At 71.1% G+C, this 17,092-nt stretch carries 16 protein-coding genes; 12 read left to right on the top strand and 4 right to left on the bottom strand.

Annotated elements, in window-relative coordinates; translation table 11 throughout:
• Entirely contained in the window at positions 1-2,943 is a 2,943-nt protein-coding gene (locus ABZ027_RS28280; RefSeq protein ID WP_356773198.1) for a SpoIIE family protein phosphatase, read from the top strand.
• A 4-nt stretch (positions 2,944-2,947) separates the two neighbouring features.
• Here ABZ027_RS28280 and ABZ027_RS28275 read toward each other — a convergent pair whose 3' ends face one another.
• Together ABZ027_RS28275 and ABZ027_RS28270 are read right to left on the bottom strand one after the other, a co-directional pair.
• Positions 2,948-3,619, bottom strand: coding sequence for a response regulator transcription factor (locus ABZ027_RS28275; protein WP_356773196.1), 672 nt, complete (start codon positions 3,617-3,619; stop codon positions 2,948-2,950).
• Positions 3,619-4,566 carry a HAMP domain-containing sensor histidine kinase gene (locus ABZ027_RS28270; RefSeq protein WP_356773194.1) on the bottom strand — a complete coding sequence of 316 codons (948 nt, stop codon included), beginning with the start codon at positions 4,564-4,566 and terminating at the stop codon, positions 3,619-3,621. The genes ABZ027_RS28275 and ABZ027_RS28270 overlap by 1 nt, the downstream gene beginning before the upstream one ends.
• A gap of 293 nt (positions 4,567-4,859) precedes the next feature.
• On the opposite strand from ABZ027_RS28270, the gene ABZ027_RS28265 reads away from it, so the two are divergent.
• The 3 genes from ABZ027_RS28265 (at position 4,860) to ABZ027_RS28255 (ending at position 7,828) form a co-directional block, all read left to right on the top strand.
• The gene (locus ABZ027_RS28265; RefSeq protein ID WP_356773192.1) at positions 4,860-5,345 is read left to right on the top strand and encodes a TrkA C-terminal domain-containing protein; all 486 of its coding nucleotides are present in this window, start codon (positions 4,860-4,862) and stop codon (positions 5,343-5,345) included.
• A 4-nt stretch (positions 5,346-5,349) separates the two neighbouring features.
• A complete protein-coding gene (locus ABZ027_RS28260) occupies positions 5,350-6,579 on the top strand; it encodes a cation:proton antiporter (protein WP_356773190.1) in 1,230 nt (409 codons plus the stop codon).
• Between the two features lie 250 nt (positions 6,580-6,829).
• The gene (locus ABZ027_RS28255; RefSeq protein WP_356773188.1) at positions 6,830-7,828 is read left to right on the top strand and encodes a TAXI family TRAP transporter solute-binding subunit; all 999 of its coding nucleotides are present in this window, start codon (positions 6,830-6,832) and stop codon (positions 7,826-7,828) included.
• A gap of 144 nt (positions 7,829-7,972) precedes the next feature.
• Here ABZ027_RS28255 and ABZ027_RS28250 read toward each other — a convergent pair whose 3' ends face one another.
• On the bottom strand, positions 7,973-9,364 hold the full coding sequence (locus tag ABZ027_RS28250; protein ID WP_356773186.1) for a HAMP domain-containing sensor histidine kinase: 1,392 nt from the start codon (positions 9,362-9,364) through the stop codon (positions 7,973-7,975).
• A 9-nt stretch (positions 9,365-9,373) separates the two neighbouring features.
• Complete coding sequence (locus ABZ027_RS28245) at positions 9,374-10,060, bottom strand: response regulator transcription factor (RefSeq protein ID WP_356773184.1); 687 nt, start codon at positions 10,058-10,060, stop codon at positions 9,374-9,376.
• A gap of 288 nt (positions 10,061-10,348) precedes the next feature.
• On the opposite strand from ABZ027_RS28245, the gene ABZ027_RS28240 reads away from it, so the two are divergent.
• The 8 genes from ABZ027_RS28240 to ABZ027_RS28205 all read left to right on the top strand — a co-directional run bounded on the left by ABZ027_RS28240 (position 10,349) and on the right by ABZ027_RS28205 (position 17,059).
• Positions 10,349-11,125, top strand: a complete 777-nt coding sequence (locus ABZ027_RS28240) for an amino acid ABC transporter ATP-binding protein (protein ID WP_356773182.1) — start codon at positions 10,349-10,351, stop codon at positions 11,123-11,125.
• Between the two features lie 88 nt (positions 11,126-11,213).
• A complete protein-coding gene (locus ABZ027_RS28235; protein ID WP_356773180.1) occupies positions 11,214-12,128 on the top strand; it encodes a glutamate ABC transporter substrate-binding protein in 915 nt (304 codons plus the stop codon).
• Between the two features lie 130 nt (positions 12,129-12,258).
• Complete coding sequence (locus ABZ027_RS28230; RefSeq protein WP_356773178.1) at positions 12,259-12,906, top strand: amino acid ABC transporter permease; 648 nt, start codon at positions 12,259-12,261, stop codon at positions 12,904-12,906.
• Positions 12,903-13,847, top strand: a complete 945-nt coding sequence (locus tag ABZ027_RS28225) for an amino acid ABC transporter permease (protein WP_356773176.1) — start codon at positions 12,903-12,905, stop codon at positions 13,845-13,847. The genes ABZ027_RS28230 and ABZ027_RS28225 overlap by 4 nt, the downstream gene beginning before the upstream one ends.
• Before the next feature lie 239 nt (positions 13,848-14,086).
• Entirely contained in the window at positions 14,087-15,748 is a 1,662-nt protein-coding gene (locus ABZ027_RS28220; RefSeq protein ID WP_356773174.1) for an FAD-dependent monooxygenase, read from the top strand.
• Positions 15,749-15,870: 122 nt separating this feature from the next.
• Positions 15,871-15,957 (top strand): putative leader peptide, encoded by an 87-nt coding sequence (locus ABZ027_RS28215; RefSeq protein ID WP_313960178.1) that lies wholly within the window; start codon positions 15,871-15,873, stop codon positions 15,955-15,957.
• 71 nt (positions 15,958-16,028) lie between these two features.
• Positions 16,029-16,559 carry a cysteine dioxygenase gene (locus tag ABZ027_RS28210; protein ID WP_356773172.1) on the top strand — a complete coding sequence of 177 codons (531 nt, stop codon included), beginning with the start codon at positions 16,029-16,031 and terminating at the stop codon, positions 16,557-16,559.
• Positions 16,560-16,639: 80 nt separating this feature from the next.
• A complete protein-coding gene (locus ABZ027_RS28205) occupies positions 16,640-17,059 on the top strand; it encodes a rhodanese-like domain-containing protein (RefSeq protein WP_356773264.1) in 420 nt (139 codons plus the stop codon).
• The last annotated feature ends 33 nt before the right edge of the window (positions 17,060-17,092 follow it).

The raw sequence follows: 17,092 nt of genomic DNA, 5'->3' as shown, positions 1-17,092 counted from the left end.
ATGAACGCACGGCTCGCTCTGCTCAGTACGGTGGCCCCCGGTGTCCCGGAGAGCGAGATCTTCCGGTTGGCGCTGCAGCACGCGGTGGGCGAGCTGGGCGCACTCGGCGGAACCATGCACCTGCGCGGCCCGATGTCCGCGCTGCGCCTGGTGTCGGCCGTCGGCCTCCCTCCCGGTCTCACCCGCTCCTGGGAGATCGTCGACCAGGAGGGACCACTCGCCCCGGCCCGCGCGCTCCATCAGGGCAGTGGCGTGTGGGCCCCGATGAGCTCCGGCGACACCGCCCCCGCTGCCGCCGCGGCCCTGCCCGAGGCGGACGCCGCGGACCTGACCTGGCCCGGCACCGGCCTCGCCGCCCTCCCCGTGTTCAGCGGCAGACGCAGCATCGGGGCGCTGACCGTGCTGGTGGGCGAGCGGGGCGAGCCCACCCCGCAGCAGTGGGACTTCCTCCGGGCCGTGGTCGCCTGGACCGAGGACCGCATCGCCCAGGCACCGCCGCCGTCCGGGCCCGCGCACACGGAGCTGAGCGGTGAGCGCCTGCGGCGGGCCCTGAAGGAGGTCCAGGTCGGGTCGTGGGACTGGGACGTCCGCAGCGGCGAGCTGATCTGGGACGAGGCCGCGTTGGAGCTGTACGGCACCCGGCCGGCCGATTTCACCGGCAAGATCGAGAACTGGATGAGGATCGTCCACCCCGACGACCTGGCCCCCACCCTGGCGGCGGCCCAGCGGGCGATCCTCGACCACACCGTGTTCGAGGCGGAGTACCGGGTACGGCGCCTGGACGGCACGTACGGCTGGACGCGGGCCCGGGGCAGGGCCACGTACGACGAGCAGGGCGAACCCCTGCGGATGATCGGGGTGGGCTGGGAGAGCAACGAGTCGCGGACCGCCCGGGACGCGCTCAGCCGGGCGCTGCGGCACATGAGCGACGGCTTCCTGGCGGTGGACGACGAGTGGCGGATCACCTTCGCCAACGTGGAGGCGGAACGTTTCCTGGGCTTCTCGGAGGAGGAGTTGTTCGGGCGCCTGCTGTGGGACCTGCCCTCCGCTCGGCAGGTCCCCGGCCTGGAGAGCCGCTGCCGGGAGGCCGCGGCCGAGGAGAAGCCCGTCGGCTTCGACGTGCACACGCGGGATTCCGGGCGGCGGTACCACCTGCGGCTGGTGCCGGGTCCCGACGGCCGCACCGTCTACTTCACCGACGTCACCGAGACGCGCCGGCTGGCGGAGGAACGTGAGGCCGCCGAGCGCGCCGCGGTCGAGCGGGCGGCCCGGATCGGGGAGCTGACCGCGGAGCTCGCCACGGCGACGACCTCACAGGACGTCGTGGACGTGGTCGCCCGGCGCGTGCTGCCGCCGTTCGCCGCCATGGGCCTGCTGGTCCAGGTCGTCGAGGGAGACCGGCTCCACCACGTCGGGGCCGTGGGTTACCCGCACGACTTCCTCGCCATCCTCGACAGTCACCCCCGCGCGTCGCGTGACCCGGCCTGGGACACGATCGCGTCCGGCACACCGCTGTTCCTGTCCACCCCACGGGAGTTCGCCGCGCGCTACCCCGAACTGGCCTCCCTGGTGGACCGCTCCGACAAGCAGGCCTGGGCCTTCCTGCCCTTGACGGCATCCGGTCACACGTTCGGTGTGTGCGTCGTGACCTTCGACCGACCGCGGCTGCTCACCGACGAGGAACGCGCGCTGCTGGCCACGATCAGCGCCCTGGTGGCCCAGTCCCTGGAGCGGGCCCGCCTCTACGACGCCGAGCACACCCGGTCCCGGGAGCTCCAGCGCAGTCTGCTCCCCCAGGAGCTGCCCGACCTGCCGGCGTGCACGGCCGCCGCCCGTTACCTCCCGGCCGGGCAGGGCGCGGACGTGGGCGGCGACTGGTACGACATCATCCCGCTCTCCGGCGGACAGGTCGCGCTGGTGGTCGGCGACGTCATGGGGCACGGACTGCCCGAGGCGGCCACCATGGGCCGGCTGCGCACCGCCGTCCACACCCTGGCCGATCTGGAGCTCGCTCCCGGCGAGATCATGGGGCACCTCAACGACATCGTCGGCGGCATGGGCGAGTCGTCGTACGCCACCTGCCTGTACGCGCTCTACGACTCCACCACGGGGGTGTGTTCCGTGGTCCGCGCGGGGCATCCGCCGCCCGCCCTGGTCCATCCCGACGGGACCGTGCACTTCCCGGAGCTGGAGGCCGATCCGCCCCTGGGCGCCGCGGAGCCGCCGTTCGAGACGGTCGAGCTGCAGGTGCCCGAGGGCAGCCTGCTGGTGCTGTACACCGATGGCCTGGTCGAGTCGGCGACGCGGGAGATCGACGAGGGCATGACGGAGCTGGCCCGGATGCTTCGCGCGGCCCAGGAGGACGGCACCGCGACGGACCTTGAACGCTTGTGCGACACACTGACGGCCGGTCTCCTGCCCGGCGACCAGCAGGCGGCGGACGACGCGGCGGTCCTCGTCGCCCGCCTGCACTCCCTGCCCTCCGACCGGATGGCTTCCTGGCCGTTGCCCGGGGAACCCAAAGCGGCCGGACAGGCCCGCCGTCATGTCCGCGAGCAACTCACCGCCTGGAACCTGGACGATCTGGCCCCCACCGCGGAGCTCCTGGTCAGCGAGCTCGTCGGCAATGTGGTGCGCCATGCCAGGGGCCCGGTCCAGCTGCGTCTGCTGTACGCCGCCGAGCTGATCTGCGAGGTCTTCGACGGCAGTCAGACGATGCCGCGCATCCGCCGGGCCACGGAGACCGACGAGGGAGGACGGGGGCTGCAGCTGATCACGGCGCTCTGCGGCCGGTGGGGCGCTCGCTACACGCCCACCGGAAAGTGCATCTGGACCGAACAGCCGCTGCCCGGACCGGGCGCGCCACAACCGCAGGACGACATGCTGGACCTGATCGCCCTTCAGGCGACCGGCTTCGAGGGTGACTGGGACGCGCTCCTGTGAGAGCTCACGGGTCGATCAGACCGGCCCGGATCGCGTAGCGGGTCAGCTCCAGCCGGTCGCGCACACCGAGCTTCTGCAGAAGGTTCGCGCGGTGCCGTTCGACCGTCTTGGCGCTGATGAAGAGCAGATCGCCGATCTCCTTGGAGGTGTGGCCCTCGGCGACCAGCTTGAGGATCTCCTCCTCGCGCTCGGTGATGGCCCGCTCGGGCAGGCCATGGCCGCGTTGGAGACGCTCCAGGTAGGAGCTGACGAGGGCCCGTTCCGCGCCCGGGTAGATGAACGGTTCGTCGCGTACGGCCGCCCGGCACGCCTCGACGAGGTCACGGTCGGCCACGGACTTCAGGACGTAGCCGCTGGCGCCCGCCTTGAGGGCCTCGAAGAAGTACTGCTCGTTGTCGTACATCGTGAGGACGAGGATGTGCAGGCCGGGCAGTCGGCGGGAGAGTTCACGGGCCGCCTGCAGGCCGGTCATCCGGGGCATCGCGATGTCCAGGACGGCCAGATCGACGTCACCCGCGCGGGCCAGCTCGACCGCCTCCGCCCCGTCACCGGCCTCGGCCACGACCGTGAGGTCCGGCTCCCCCTCCAGGATCAGGCGCACTCCTCGGCGTACGAGCGTGTGGTCGTCGGCGAGCAGCACGCGAATGGGGGGCGCGGCCCGCGTCGGGGGCGCCATCAGTGGCCGCCGGTCGCGGCGGGGACGCACAGCCGTATGTCGGTGCCCCGTACCGGAGCGGGTTCGAGGGAGAGCGCGGCCCCGATGAGGAGGGCGCGTTCGCGCATGCCGCTGATGCCGGATCCCTCCGGTGCCCCGTCGAGGCCCTTGCCGTTGTCGCGTACGAGGAGTTCGACGCCGTCGGGCACCGGCCGCAGCCGGACTTCCGCGCGGTCGGCGGCGGAATGCCGCGCGGTGTTGGTGAGGCCCTCCTGGGCCACCCGGTAGAGCACGAGTTCGGACTCCTCGGTCAGGTGGGGCAGGTCGCCGGGTATGTGGTGGCGGACCGTCAGGCCGTGGGTGGTGAACTCGGCCGCGAGCGAGCGCAGGGCGCTGGCCAGGCCGAGTTCCTCGAGGACGCCGGGGCGCAGCCGGCGGGCTATCCGGCGGATCTCGTCGAGGCCCGCGCGGGTGGCCTCCTGCGCCTGGCCGACCTCGTCACGCAGTTCCTCGGGCGTTCGGTCGGCGACCCGCTTGAGCTGGAGGAGGACGGCGGTCAGGGTCTGTCCGACCTCGTCGTGGAGCTCGCGGGCGATGCGCTGCCGTTCGCGCTCCTGGGCGGACAGCGCCCGGGCGGCGCCCGCGGCACGCTCGCTCTCCAGACGGTCGAGCATGGTGTTGTACGTCGTGATCAGCGCGGCCGCCTCGGCGGGACCGGCCACCGGGGCGCGGGCCCCGGGGCGCCGCAGGTCGGCGGTGGCCATGGCCCGGCCCAGCCGCTGGAGAGGGGCGAGGCCGACGCGCAGCACGAGCGCGTTGGCGGCCAGCAGGGCCGCGAGGCCCACGACGACGGCCAGCGCCTCCTCCGGCAGGACGGGGGTCGAGACGGTCACCGGGCCCAGCAGCAGCGCGGCGGCCGCGACCAGACCGACGGCGTTGAGCGAGAAGATCCGCCAGAACAGCGACACGGTCCTGCTTCCGCCCCTTCCGTCCCCGTCGGCGTTGCCCGGTCCGTCCCCCGGCTCTTGCCCCGACTCCTGCGTGCGCCGAGCGGCTGCCAGCAGCCTCCCAGCCCTGCGTCGGCCGCGTATATCCGTGACAGCACCCATATCGCCACCGTACGGGTGGGTGACAGCATGCAGACCGGGTAGGCGTGATCATCGAGCGCCCCGAGCCGCCGCCACACCCACACTTCACGCACTTCACGCGCGACGACGAACGCGCGACCACGAAGACGCGACGACGAACAAGGGGAAGAAACGTGTCTGCTCCACGCCTGAGGGCGACGCCGCTGCCGGGTATCGGGGTCCAGTACGACCTCGTCACCCGGGAACAACGCCATCTGTCGGTGGTGGCGCACCGCGACGGCGCCCGCACGGTGAACGTGTACCGGACCGACGACCCCGACTCCTGTGCGCAGTCCCTGCGTCTGACTGGCGCCGAGGCGGGCACGCTGATCGACGCGTTGAAGCCGTCCCACCACAGTCCGAGCCTGCTGTACACGACCGACCTGGGACTGGTCGCCGAGCGGGTGGAGGTGGCGGCGGCCTCCCGGTGGAACGGCCGTGTCCTGGGCGACACGCGGATGCGGACCGAGACGGGCGCCTCCGTGGTGGCGGTGCTCCGGCGGACCGAGGCGATCCCCTCGCCGGCGCCGGACTTCCGGCTCGTCGGCGGTGACACCCTCATCGTGATCGGCACCCGTGAGGGCGTCGACGCCGCCGCCGCGATACTCGGTCGGGAGTGAGCCGGTGCACTCCGCGGTTCTGTTGATCGAGTTCGGTTCCATCATCCTCTGCCTCGGCCTGCTCGGCCGGTTCGCCGCCCGTTTCAGCCTCTCCCCGATTCCGCTGTACTTGTTGGCCGGGCTGGCCTTCGGTGAAGGCGGTCTGCTGCCGCTCGGGGCGAGTGAGGAGTTCGTCGCCACCGGTGCCGAGATCGGCGTGATCCTGCTCCTGCTGATGCTCGGGCTGGAGTACACGGCCAGTGACCTGGTCACCAACCTCAAGTCGCACTATCCGGCCGGGCTCGTGGACGGCGCGCTCAACGCGCTGCCCGGCGCGGCGGCGGCGCTGCTGCTCGGCTGGGGGCCGGTGGCCGCGGTCGTCCTCGCCGGTGTCACCTGGATCTCGTCGTCCGGGGTCATCGCGAAGGTCCTCGGCGACCTGGGCCGGGTGGGCAACCGCGAGACCCCGGTGATCCTCAGTGTCCTCGTTCTGGAGGACCTGGCGATGGCGGTCTACCTGCCGATCGTCACCGCGCTGGTGGCCGGGGCCGGGCTGCTGGCGGGCAGCCTCACCCTCGCGATCGCGCTGGGCGCGGCGGGACTGGTGCTGTTCGTGGCCGTGCGTTACGGCCGTCTCATCTCGCGTTTCGTCTCCAGCGACGATCCGGAGAAGCTGCTCCTGGTCGTGCTGGGCCTGACGATTCTGGTCGCGGGTGTCGCACAGCAGCTCCAGGTGTCGGCCGCGGTGGGCGCGTTCCTGGTCGGCATCGCGCTGTCCGGCGAGGTCGCCGAGGGCGCGCACACCCTGCTGAGCCCTTTGCGGGACCTCTTCGCCGCCGTGTTCTTCGTCTTCTTCGGACTGCACACCGACCCGGCCAGCATCCCGCCGGTGCTGCTGCCCGCGCTCGCGCTGGCGCTGGTCACCGCCGCCACGAAGATCGCCACCGGGTACTGGGCGGCCCGGCGGGCCGGGATCTCCGTCAAGGGCCGCTGGCGGGCGGGCGGCGCCCTGGTGGCGCGCGGCGAGTTCTCGATCGTCATCGCCGGGCTGGCGGTCGGCGCGGGCATCGAGCCCTCGCTGGGGCCCCTGGCCACGGCGTACGTCCTCATCCTGGTCGTCCTCGGCCCGCTCACCGCCCGCTTCACGGAGCCCCTGGCTTCCCGGTGGGCCCGCCACTTCGGTCACAGCCCGCAGGCGTCCGAAGGCTCTTCACGCACGGCGGGGGCGGGGGCGGGAGCGTCGGTCCGCGACTGAGGCTCGGGGTCCGCCCGCCACAGAAGCCCGCGGCGCGCCCGTCTACCGGCACCCTCCGGGCCGCGGGGAGCGCCGGCCTCCGCCCCCGCGCTACGGGAAGCCCCACCTCCGCTCCCGCGCCGCGGGGCCCCCGGCCTTCACCCTCCGCGCCGCGGGAAGCGGCCCCCGGCCCCTCCCCGGGCCCGCCTCCCCGCCCCCGTCCCCGTCGTCCCCTGGTCAGCACCGCGTCCCGGCTGGCAGGATCGCGCGCATGTCCACAGGCCTCCCCCGTATCAGCAGGCGCCGGGCCCTGCAGGGCGCTGCCGCCGGGTTCGTCGCGTTCGGGCTGCTGCTGTGGTGGCTGCTGCCCCTGGGCGAGGAGCCGCCGAGCGGGAGGATCAAGTTCAGCACGGGGACCGCGGCCGGCGTGTACGAGAAGTACGGAGAGCTGCTGAAGGACGCGCTCGGCCAGGACATGCCGGGCCTGAAGGTCCGCCTGGAGGACAGCGACGGCTCACAGGTGAACGTCGAACGCGTGGCGACCGGGCAGGCCGACTTCACCATTGCCGCCGCCGACGCGGTGGAGACGTACCAACTGGACAAGGGTGCCGGCGCCGACCAGCTGCGCGGTGTGGCGCGGCTGTACGACGACTACGTGCAGCTCGTCGTCCCGCGCGACTCCCCCATCCGCTCGGTGGCTCAGCTGGAGGGCAAGCGCGTTGCCATAGGGCCGTCCGGCTCAGGGGTGCGGCTGATCGCCGACCGGGTGCTCAAGGCGGCGAACATCGACGCGCAGAAGGACATCACCCCGTTCCCCGACGGCATCAACACCGGCCCGGGCCAGCTGGAACGGGGCGAGATCGACGCGTTCTTCTGGTCGAGCGGGCTGCCGACGGGGGGACTGACGACACTCGCCAAGACCTTCCCCTTCCGGTTCGTGCCGATCGGCGCCGACCTCATCACCAAGCTGCACGACCAGGGCGGCGCGAGCCGCTACTACCGGGCCACCAACATGCCGGCGTCGGCCTATCCCTCGGTGCAGAAGGGGTCCACGGTCGCGACGATCGCGGTGTCCAACCTGCTGATGACGCGCGCGGACCTGGACCCGAGGCTCACCGAGTGGCTGACCCGGACCGTGATCAGGAGCCGGGACCGCATCGGCGAGCAAGTTCACTCCGCCCAGTTGGTCGACGTGCGCACGGCGATCTACACGGATCCGTTGCCCCTGCACGACGGCGCCCGGCGCTACTACCGCTCCGTCAAACCGTAGTAGCCCGTACGCACGTGACGTACCGTCACCGCGAGCGCGGACGTACGAAGACCCGCCCGCCCGTCGCGCGATGAATCCCACCCGAGCCGTGGCCGGTCCCGCGCGGACGCCGTGGACGGGACGACGAGTACGTCGTACCCCACCTCACGTCGCCGGGCCCGACCGCGGCACCCTCACCGTGACCGTCAGCCCGTGCGGCTCGTGGTGGTCGTAGGAGATCGAGCCGCCGCCCGCCGCGAGCAGGGTCCGGGAGATGGACAGGCCGAGTCCGGAGCCCTTCACGTTCTGGTGGCGGCCGCTGCGCCAGAAGCGGTCGCCGATGCGGGCGAGTTCCTCGTCGGTGAGACCTGGGCCGTGGTCGCTGACCACGACGGTGGAGGTGTCGCCGTCGGAGGCGACCGTGACCTGCACGGTCTCGTCCTGGGGCGTGAACTTCACCGCGTTGTCGATCACGGCGTCCAGCGCGCTGGAGAGCGTGACCGGGTCGGCCCACGCGGTGGTGGGCGGGCAGTCACCCACCAGTCGTACGCCCTTGGCCTCGGCCGTCGGTGACCAGGCGGCGACCCGCTCGGCGGTCAGCGCGCCGATGTCGGTGACCCTCAGGTCCGCCTCGGTGTGCTCGGCCAGGGCCAGGTCGAGCAGGTCGTCGAGGACTTGGGCCAGGCGCTTGCCCTCGGTCTGGACGGAGGCGATCTCCTCATTGCCCTCCGGCAGTTCGAAGGCGAGCAGTTCGATGCGCAGCAACAGCGCCGCGAGCGGGTTGCGCAACTGGTGCGAGGCGTCGGCGACGAAGGCGCGCTGCTGCTCCAGGACGTCCTCGACGTTGTCCGCCATCTCGTTGAACGACCGGGCGAGTCTGCGGAGTTCCGGCGGCCCGCCGGCGGTCGCGACCCGGGACTTCAGGGCGCCCCTCGCGATCAGGTGGGTGGTGGTGTCCAGGACGCGCACGGGCCTGAGCACCCAGCCCGTCAGCCGGAGGGCGGCGCCGACGGCGAGCAGCATCGCGGCGATCTCGCCGGCGCCGATGACCAGCCAGCCGTGCAGGATCCGCGACCGCATCGGCCCGGTGGGCGAGTCGGTGACCACCACCGCGACGACATCGCCGTCCCGGATGACCGGCGAGGCGACGACCAGGCGGTCGCGCTGCCAGGGCCACACCTGGTGGGGGTCGTGGCTGCGCCGGCTGAGCAGCGCCTCGGCGAACGCGTCGCGCACCAGGCCCTTCTCGGGGAGGGCGAAGCCGGACGGCGCCTTCGCCATCGTGCGCGCATTCGCGTAGAAGACGCCGGCCTGGATGCCGTAGACCTCGAAGTAGCTGGTGAGCTCGCTGCTCAGGGTCGCCTGGCGCTCGTTGGACTCGCCAGGGGTGTCGGTGACGAACTGGGCGAGCGCCGCGAAGCGTGCCGTGTCGTCGATCCGGTCGACGACCACCTTCTGCTGCTGGGCGCCCGCGACGCTGACGGCGAGGGGGACGCCGAGCGCCAGCAGCACGGCCGCCATCAGGATGATGAGCAGCGGGAGAAGACGTGTGCGCACCCGGCCCCGCTACGAGCCCGGGGCGACGAGCCGGTAGCCCACGCCTCGTACGGTCTCGATCAGGGCGGGCATGCGCAACTTGGCACGCAGGGACGCGACATGCACCTCCAGGGTGCGCCCGGTCCCCTCCCAACTGGTGCGCCACACCTCGCTGATGATCTGCTCCCGGCGGAAGACCACTCCCGGGCGCTGGGCGAGCAGCGCGAGCAGGTCGAACTCCTTGCGGGTCAGTTGGATGACCGAACCGTCCACGCTGACCTGGCGGGTGGGCAGTTCGATGTGCACCGGACCGAGGCGCAGCACACTCTCGCCGCCGCCCGGCGTCTCCTCCGGGACGGTGCGCCGGCTGACGGCGTGGATACGGGCCAGCAGTTCGCCGGTGTCGTACGGCTTGACCACGTAGTCGTCGGCGCCGAGGTTGAGGCCGTGGATGCGGGAGCGGACGTCCGCACGGGCGGTGACCATGATCACCGGAATGGCGGTGCGCTTGCGGATCTTGCCGCACACCTCGTAGCCGTCCTGGTCGGGCAGGCCCAGGTCGAGCAGGACGACGCCGAAGCCCGCGCCCTCAGGGACGAGCGCCTGGAGGGCTTCCTCGCCACTGCGCGCGTGGGTGACCTCGAAACCATGTCGCGCCAGGACCGCTGACAGTGCGGCGGCAACGTGGTTGTCGTCCTCGACGAGGAGAAGTCTCACCCGGGCTCCTTCCGGTTCATCGGACGTACCATCTGAATGTGTATAAAACGCGTGCACGCGCGCGTGCACGCCCTGTGCAGTCACGCCGATGACGCGGACGGCGTCAAGAGGGTTCCGGTCACGCGCGCCTTCCGTTACCCGGCCGATACGCGCCCAGGTCACAAGTGCTACAACATGTGTCCGATTGCTATCGGATCGTGATGCTCAGATTCCCCTCAGATGTAATGACGCTGGTCGCGCGGGGTCACTAAGGTCCTCCGAAACCGAGGAGGACGGAGCCTTAGAGCGATGACCGAAGTATCGGTGGCCAAGGATGATGTGGCCGCGACCGGAGAACTGGTCGTCCTGAAGAGTGTCAACAAGCACTTCGGCGCGTTGCACGTGCTCCAGGACATCGATCTCACGATCGCCCGCGGCGAGGTCGTCGTGGTCATCGGACCCTCCGGGTCCGGGAAGTCCACCCTGTGCCGCACCATCAACCGCCTGGAGACGATCGACTCCGGCACGATCGCCATCGACGGCAAGCCGCTGCCCCAGGAGGGCAAGCAGCTGGCGCGGTTGCGCGCCGACGTCGGAATGGTGTTCCAGTCCTTCAACCTGTTCGCGCACAAGACGGTGCTCGAAAACGTCATGCTGGGCCAGATCAAGGTCCGGCGGACTGACAAGAAGCAGGCCGAGGAGAAGGCGCGCGCCCTGCTCGACCGGGTCGGCGTCGCCACGCAGGCCGACAAGTACCCCGCACAGCTCTCCGGCGGCCAGCAGCAGCGTGTCGCCATCGCGCGGGCCCTGGCCATGGACCCCAAGGTCATGCTCTTCGACGAGCCCACCTCGGCGCTCGACCCGGAGATGATCAACGAGGTCCTGGAGGTCATGCAGCAGCTCGCCCGTGACGGCATGACCATGATCGTCGTCACCCACGAGATGGGCTTTGCCCGTTCGGCCGCCAACCGGGTGGTCTTCATGGCCGACGGTTGCATCGTCGAAGAGGCTGTGCCGGACCAGTTCTTCAACAACCCGCGCAGCGACCGCGCCAAGGACTTCCTCTCGAAGATCCTGCACCACTGACGGCGCACGACCGAGGTCGCACCACGGTTGTCGACCTGTGTCCCCATCCCTGACGGTCCGCACCCCTCACAGACAAAGGATGTTCTCCATGAAGCTCCGCAAGTCCGCATCCGCGGCAGTCCTCGCCGTCCTCGCGCTGACCGTCTCGGCCTGTGGTGGCGAGTCCGGCAACGCCGGCGACACGCCCGGCGAGACCGGTGGCGCGAACCAGCCGAAGCTTCCGACGTACACCGTCGCCTCGGACGTGAAGATCGACTCCCCCACGCTGAAGAAGGCCCAGCAGGCCGGGAAGCTCGTCATCGGCGCCAAGAACGACCAGCCGTTCCTGGGCTTCGAGGACACCGACGGCAAGCGTTCCGGGTTCGACATCGAGATCGCCAAGATGGTCGCGGCCGACCTCGGGTTCAAGCCCTCGCAGATCGAGTTCAAGACGGTCGACTCCAACGTCCGTGAGACCACGATCTCCAAGGGCGAGGTCGACCTCTACGTCGGTACCTACACGATCAACGACGAGCGCAAGAAGCAGGTCGGCTTCGCGGGCCCGTACTTCAAGGCAGGCGCCGACCTGCTCGTCCGCAAGGACGAGAAGGGCATCACCGGCCCCGACTCGCTCAAGGGCAAGACCGTCTGTTCCATCAAGGGTTCGACTCCGCTTCAGGAGATCAAGAAGCCCAAGTACGGCGCCAAGACCGTCGAGCTGTCCAAGTACTCCGAGTGCGTGCAGCAGTTGCTCAACAACGAGGTCGACGCGGTGACCACCGACGACGCGATCCTCAAGGGGTACGCCGCTCAGCGTCCGACCAAGCTGAAGGTGGTCGGCAAGCCATTCACCCAGGAGCCGTACGGCGTCGGCATGAACAAGGGCGACAAGACCCTGCGTGACGCGGTCAACGACGCCCTCGAGGCACACGAGAAGAACGGCGACTACAAGAAGGCGTACGACGCCACGCTCGGCCTGTCCGGCTCGGCGTACACGGAGCCCCCGGCCGTCGAGCGCTACTGAGGCGCCGGTGAGGCGTAACGCCCGCCGCCGCTGACCGTGGCCGCATGATCCGTCCGTCCCGGGTGCCCGCACCCCGTGTGCCCGGGACGGCCCCTCCCTTGCCCGTACGCCGCCCACGAGGACCTACTCCGTGAACGTACTGCTCGACCATCTCGCGGAATTCCGCGAGGGGTTCATCGGCACCGTCCTGCTGACTCTCGCCAGCGGACTCCTCGCGTTGGTGCTGGGTGTCATCATCGCCGGGTTCCGCGTCTCGCCCGTTCCTCCGCTGCGGCTCCTGGGCACCGCCTGGGTCACCCTCTTCCGCAACACCCCACTGACCCTGCTCTTCCTCGTCGCGTGGTTCGTCGTCCCGGTGATCTTCGTGCCGGGCCTCAGCCCGTGGACGAAGGCCCTGCTGGCGCTGGGCTTCTACACCTCGGCCTTCGTCTGCGAGGCCATCCGCTCGGGCATCAACACCGTGCCCGTGGGGCAGGCGGAGGCCGCCCGCTCGCTGGGCATGACCTTCACGCAGACACTCCGAATGATCGTCCTGCCGCAGGCCACGCGCACCGTCATCCCGCCCCTGAGTTCCATCTTCATCGCGTTGACGAAGAACTCGGCGATCGCGGGCGCCTTCAGCGTCACCGAACTGTTCGGCGTGCAGAAGCTGCTCAGCGACCAGGGCTTCGCCATCGCCTGGATCTTCCTGTGGGTGGCCCTCGGCTACCTCGTCATCACTTTCTCCATCAGTGGTCTCTTCCGGCTGCTGGAGCGCCGCCTGGGGGTCGCACGATGAGTTCGAGCGTTCTGTACGACGCGCCGGGCCCCAAGGCCCGTCTGCGCAACCGCCTCTACACCGTCGTCGGTTCCCTGGCCGTGGCCGGCCTGGTCGTCTTCGCCGTGTACCGGCTGCACGCCAAGGGCCAGCTGGACCCCGACGTGTGGAACATCTTCAACAACGCCGGTGTGCGGGCCAACATCCGAGACGGCGTACTGACCACCCTGAAGGTGTTCGCCGTCGCCGGCGCGCTGTCCCTCGTCCTCGGACTGCTGCTCGCGGTCGCGCGCGTGTCCGACCACAAGCCGGTCCGCTGGGCAGCCGCCACGTTCATCGAGGTGTTCCGTGCGGTGCCCCTGCTGATCACGATCTACGCCCTGTGGGTGCTGTTCCTGACCTACAAGAGCGACCTCGGTGTCATCGGCGAGAACACCGGCTTCTGGGGCCTGGTCATCGGCCTGACCGTCTACAACGGTTCGGTGCAGGCCGAGGTCTTCCGCGCCGGATTCAACGCCGTGCCGCGCGGACAGGTGGAAGCGGCGTACGCGCTCGGGCTGCGCAAGTACCAGGTCATGACGGTGCTGTTGCTGCCGCAGGCGGTGCGCTCCATGCTGCCCACGATGATCAGTCAGCTCGTCGTCACCCTCAAGGACACCTCGCTCGGCTACATCATCCTGTACCCGGAGTTGCTGTACGCCGCGCGCACGATGGCCGGCAACATCATCGTGAACGGCGAGAACCCGTTCACGGCGGTCACCATCGTGGTCGGCGCGATCTACATCGCGATGTGCCTCGCCCTGTCCTCGCTCGCGAGCTGGCTGGAACGGCGCGGCCGCCGCACGAAGACCGGCGTCGCGGTGGCCGCGGCAGCCGAGCCCGCCGAGCAGCCGCAGGTCCTCGACGTCACCGAAGGGCCCACCGGCCCGACTGACGGCGACAAGGCCCGCCCGGCGAAGTAGCCCGCTGTGTGATCCTTTCATCAAGGCCGGATCCGGTGTCCTGCTCGTCCCGCTCACACGGGACAGGCAGGACACCGCCGTGTTCACCCACCGGGACACGGTCAGCCATGCCGCGTCCACCGTCGCTTGACGCAAGCACTGGCAATGGGTTGCATACGTTCTGTGATCGTGCACCCTGCTCCACCTGCCTGTTCGCCCGCCTCCCGCCAGATGACACCGCGAGCAGGGGGCGCCGCGCCGTGGATCCGGTGATCATCGTCGGAGCGGGGCCGGTCGGGCTCACGCTCGCCCTTGCGCTGGCGCGTCAGGACGTGCCGTCCGTCGTGCTCGACGAGGGGCCGGGCAAGGACGAACCCCGCCTCGCACGCACCGTCGTGCTGCGTGAGGACACCGCCGCCCTCATGGAGCGGCTGACCGGCTGGCGGCTCGCCCAGGTCGGCGCCCGTTGGGCCGGATGGCGGTCGCTGCGGCGCAAGCAGGTGATGCGCGAGGTCTCTTTCGACGCTCCCGGAGCCGCCCCCGGCACGGAGGCGGCCGCCGACGCCGGCCCCGCCCCCCTGCACATCGCCCAGCACGTGCTGACCGGCGCCCTGCGCGCCGCGCTCGCCGGCGAACGACTCGTCAAGATCGCCGCGGAGAGCCGTCTCGACGCCGTGGAACAGGAGCCCTCGGGCGTCACCGCTCACACTCGTGGCCCCACGGGCACCTGGTGGCGCGGCAGTTACCTGATCGGCTGCGACGGCCCCCGTTCGACCGTCCGCAAGCTCCAGGACATCCGCTTTCCGGGCCGTACGGCGGTGGAACGGCACGCCGTCGCCGCGCTGCGCGCCGAACTTCCCCGGCCCGACGAGGCGTTGCTCCACCGGATGCCCCCGTGGCGTACCTCCGGCCCCTCCACCAGCGAGATCACCGGCCGCCCCCTGCCCGACGGGGTGTGGCGCCTGGACTGGCTGCTGCCGCCCGGCAAGGACCTCGTCACGCCGGAACTGCTGGTGGCTCGCGTCCGGGAGACCCTGGCGGGCTGGACCGACGGCCCGACGCCGCCCTACGAACTCCTCGACACCGGCGTCCATACGGTCCATCACCGGCTGGCCCGGCGGTGGCGCGTGGGCCGCGTCTTCCTCGCCGGGGATGCGGCGCACCTGCTCGGCGCGCTCGGCACGCAAGGACTCGACGAGGGGCTCCGGGACGCCGACAACCTCGCCTGGAAGCTGGCGCTGGCCTGGCACCACGGGCCGCACGAGGCACTGCTCGACAGCTACCAGACGGAACGGCGCGCGGTGGTCGCCGCCCGGCTGCGCGCCGCCGATCAGGCGCTGCCGCTGTTGCGTGGCGGCGGGGGTCTGCGCGCCTACGTTCCCGGTGCGGCCCGTGGCCACGACGCACTGCTCACGGACGGTCATCTGGGCCGCGGGGTGTTGGGTGCGCCGGGGGCGTACGCCGACTCACCGCTCGCTCCCCGGCACCTTGAAGGGGAGGCGCCCGTCGACACGGAACCCGGTGCGTCCGTCACCGATGTACAGGTCACGGCGGAGGACGGTTCCTTCGTACGGCTGAGGGACCGCCTGGGCCGCGGCGCGCTGCTCGTCGTCCTGGTCGCGCCGGGCACCGGTGTGTGGGAGCGCAAGCACTGGGTGAGCGCCGGGATCATGCCCCGGCTGGCGGCCGCGGTGTCCGCGCTGCCGCATCCCGCGGAACTGCTGGTCGCCGAGGAGTACCCGGGCGCCGCTCCCCACACCGTCCTTCTCGTACGACCGGACGGTCACCTGACCGCGGCTCTCACCGGGGTCCGGGCGGCGGACCTGTACGCGGCGGCCGAGGCGGCGATCGGGGGCCCCGCCAAGGCGGAGGCAGGAGCGGAGGCAGGAGCGGAGGCGGGGGCCAGGGCCGGGTCACGCTGACGTACCTGGGGATTCGCGGTGAGGTGGGCGAGGGAGCGGGCCGTTCATGTGCCCACGTCACGGCGCGTCCACATAGTGACAATGAGTTGACCGCTCCGGACGCGCGTGGTCTACTCCGGATCATGACCGACACCTGTGTGCGCCTGTGGCGGAGGGTCCATATGGACCTCGTCCGCTATGCGGGCTGCGTGTGTCGCCCGTCCTGCTGATTCGCATCCCTTCCCTTCCGCGCGCGCCGCTCGACGCTGCAGCGCGCTCCCACGCGAACGCTCTCAGGACGGTGCCCGTGTCCGCATCCCCGACTGTTACCGCTCTCTCCGCCCCGACGCAGGCGGAACTCCTCGACTTCGTACGACGTACGGCCGCTGACGCCGAGTTGGTCGACTCGCTGCCCCTCGACCCGGAGGGCCGCACCTGGGTGCGGCTGGAGGGACCCGGCGGCAGCGAGGCCTGGCTGATCGGTTGGCCGCCCGGCAGCGGCACGGGCTGGCACGACCACGCCGACTCGATCGGCGCCTTCGTGACCGCCGCCGGTGAACTCAAGGAGAACTCCCTCGCCGCCCGGCTGCCCACCGACGGCTGGAAGACCCTGGAACTCGCCGAGGACGTGGACCGCGAACGCCGGCTGCCGGTCGGCAAGGGCCGCGCCTTCGGCCACCATCACGTCCACGAGGTACTCAACGAGTCCGTCGAACAGCACGCGATCTCCGTCCACGCCTACTACCCGCCCCTGCCGCAGATCCGCCGCTTCAGCCGCAACGGTCCGGTCCTGCGGCTGGAGCAGGTGGAGCGACCGGAGGACTGGCAGTGACCGGTGCGGAAGCCGCGGCGAGCGGGAGCGAAACGCTGGAGGCGGCCGGGACGAGGGAACGCCCGGCCGGCGTTGACGAGTTGCGGGAGGACCGGGGGGTCCGTGGCTCGGATGAACAGCCCGTCGGTATAGACGAGTTGCTGGAGCGGGTGCGCGCGGGCTACGAACGGATCGAGGCGCCGGAGGCGCACAGCGCCCTCCTGGCCGGGGACGCGCTGCTGGTGGACATCCGGTACGCGGCTCTGCGTGAGCGGGACGGGCTGGTCCCCGGGGCTCTGGTCGTCGAACGCAACGAGCTGGAATGGCGCCTCGACCCGCGAGGCAGCCACCGCGCCCCCGAGGCCACGAGCCACGACCTACGCGTCGTGATCATCTGCAACGAGGGCTACGCCTCCAGCCTGGCCGTCGCGTCCCTGCACCAGTTGGGCCTGCACCGGGCCACCGACCTGGTCGGCGGGTTCCAGGCGTGGAGGGCGGCGGGGCTTCCGGTGACGTTGTGACGCTCTGACGTCGCAGGGGGCGTCGCCACGGAG

Source organism: Streptomyces sp. NPDC006332, assembly GCF_040612855.1.
In the GTDB taxonomy this organism is placed as follows: Bacteria; Actinomycetota; Actinomycetes; order Streptomycetales; family Streptomycetaceae; genus Streptomyces.
This window is presented reverse-complemented; position numbering and strand designations above follow the sequence as displayed.

What these genes read in the sequence shown, in the direction of transcription:
- ABZ027_RS28280 (WP_356773198.1), top strand. Translation starts at nt 1, where the DNA reads ATGAACGCACGGCTCGCTCTGCTCAGTACGGTGGCCCCCGGTGTCCCG.
- ABZ027_RS28275 (WP_356773196.1), bottom strand. Translation starts at nt 3,619, where the DNA reads ATGGCGCCCCCGACGCGGGCCGCGCCCCCCATTCGCGTGCTGCTCGCC.
- ABZ027_RS28255 (WP_356773188.1), top strand. Translation starts at nt 6,830, where the DNA reads ATGTCCACAGGCCTCCCCCGTATCAGCAGGCGCCGGGCCCTGCAGGGC.
- ABZ027_RS28240 (WP_356773182.1), top strand. Translation starts at nt 10,349, where the DNA reads ATGACCGAAGTATCGGTGGCCAAGGATGATGTGGCCGCGACCGGAGAA.
- ABZ027_RS28235 (WP_356773180.1), top strand. Translation starts at nt 11,214, where the DNA reads ATGAAGCTCCGCAAGTCCGCATCCGCGGCAGTCCTCGCCGTCCTCGCG.
- ABZ027_RS28225 (WP_356773176.1), top strand. Translation starts at nt 12,903, where the DNA reads ATGAGTTCGAGCGTTCTGTACGACGCGCCGGGCCCCAAGGCCCGTCTG.
- ABZ027_RS28215 (WP_313960178.1), top strand. Translation starts at nt 15,871, where the DNA reads ATGACCGACACCTGTGTGCGCCTGTGGCGGAGGGTCCATATGGACCTC.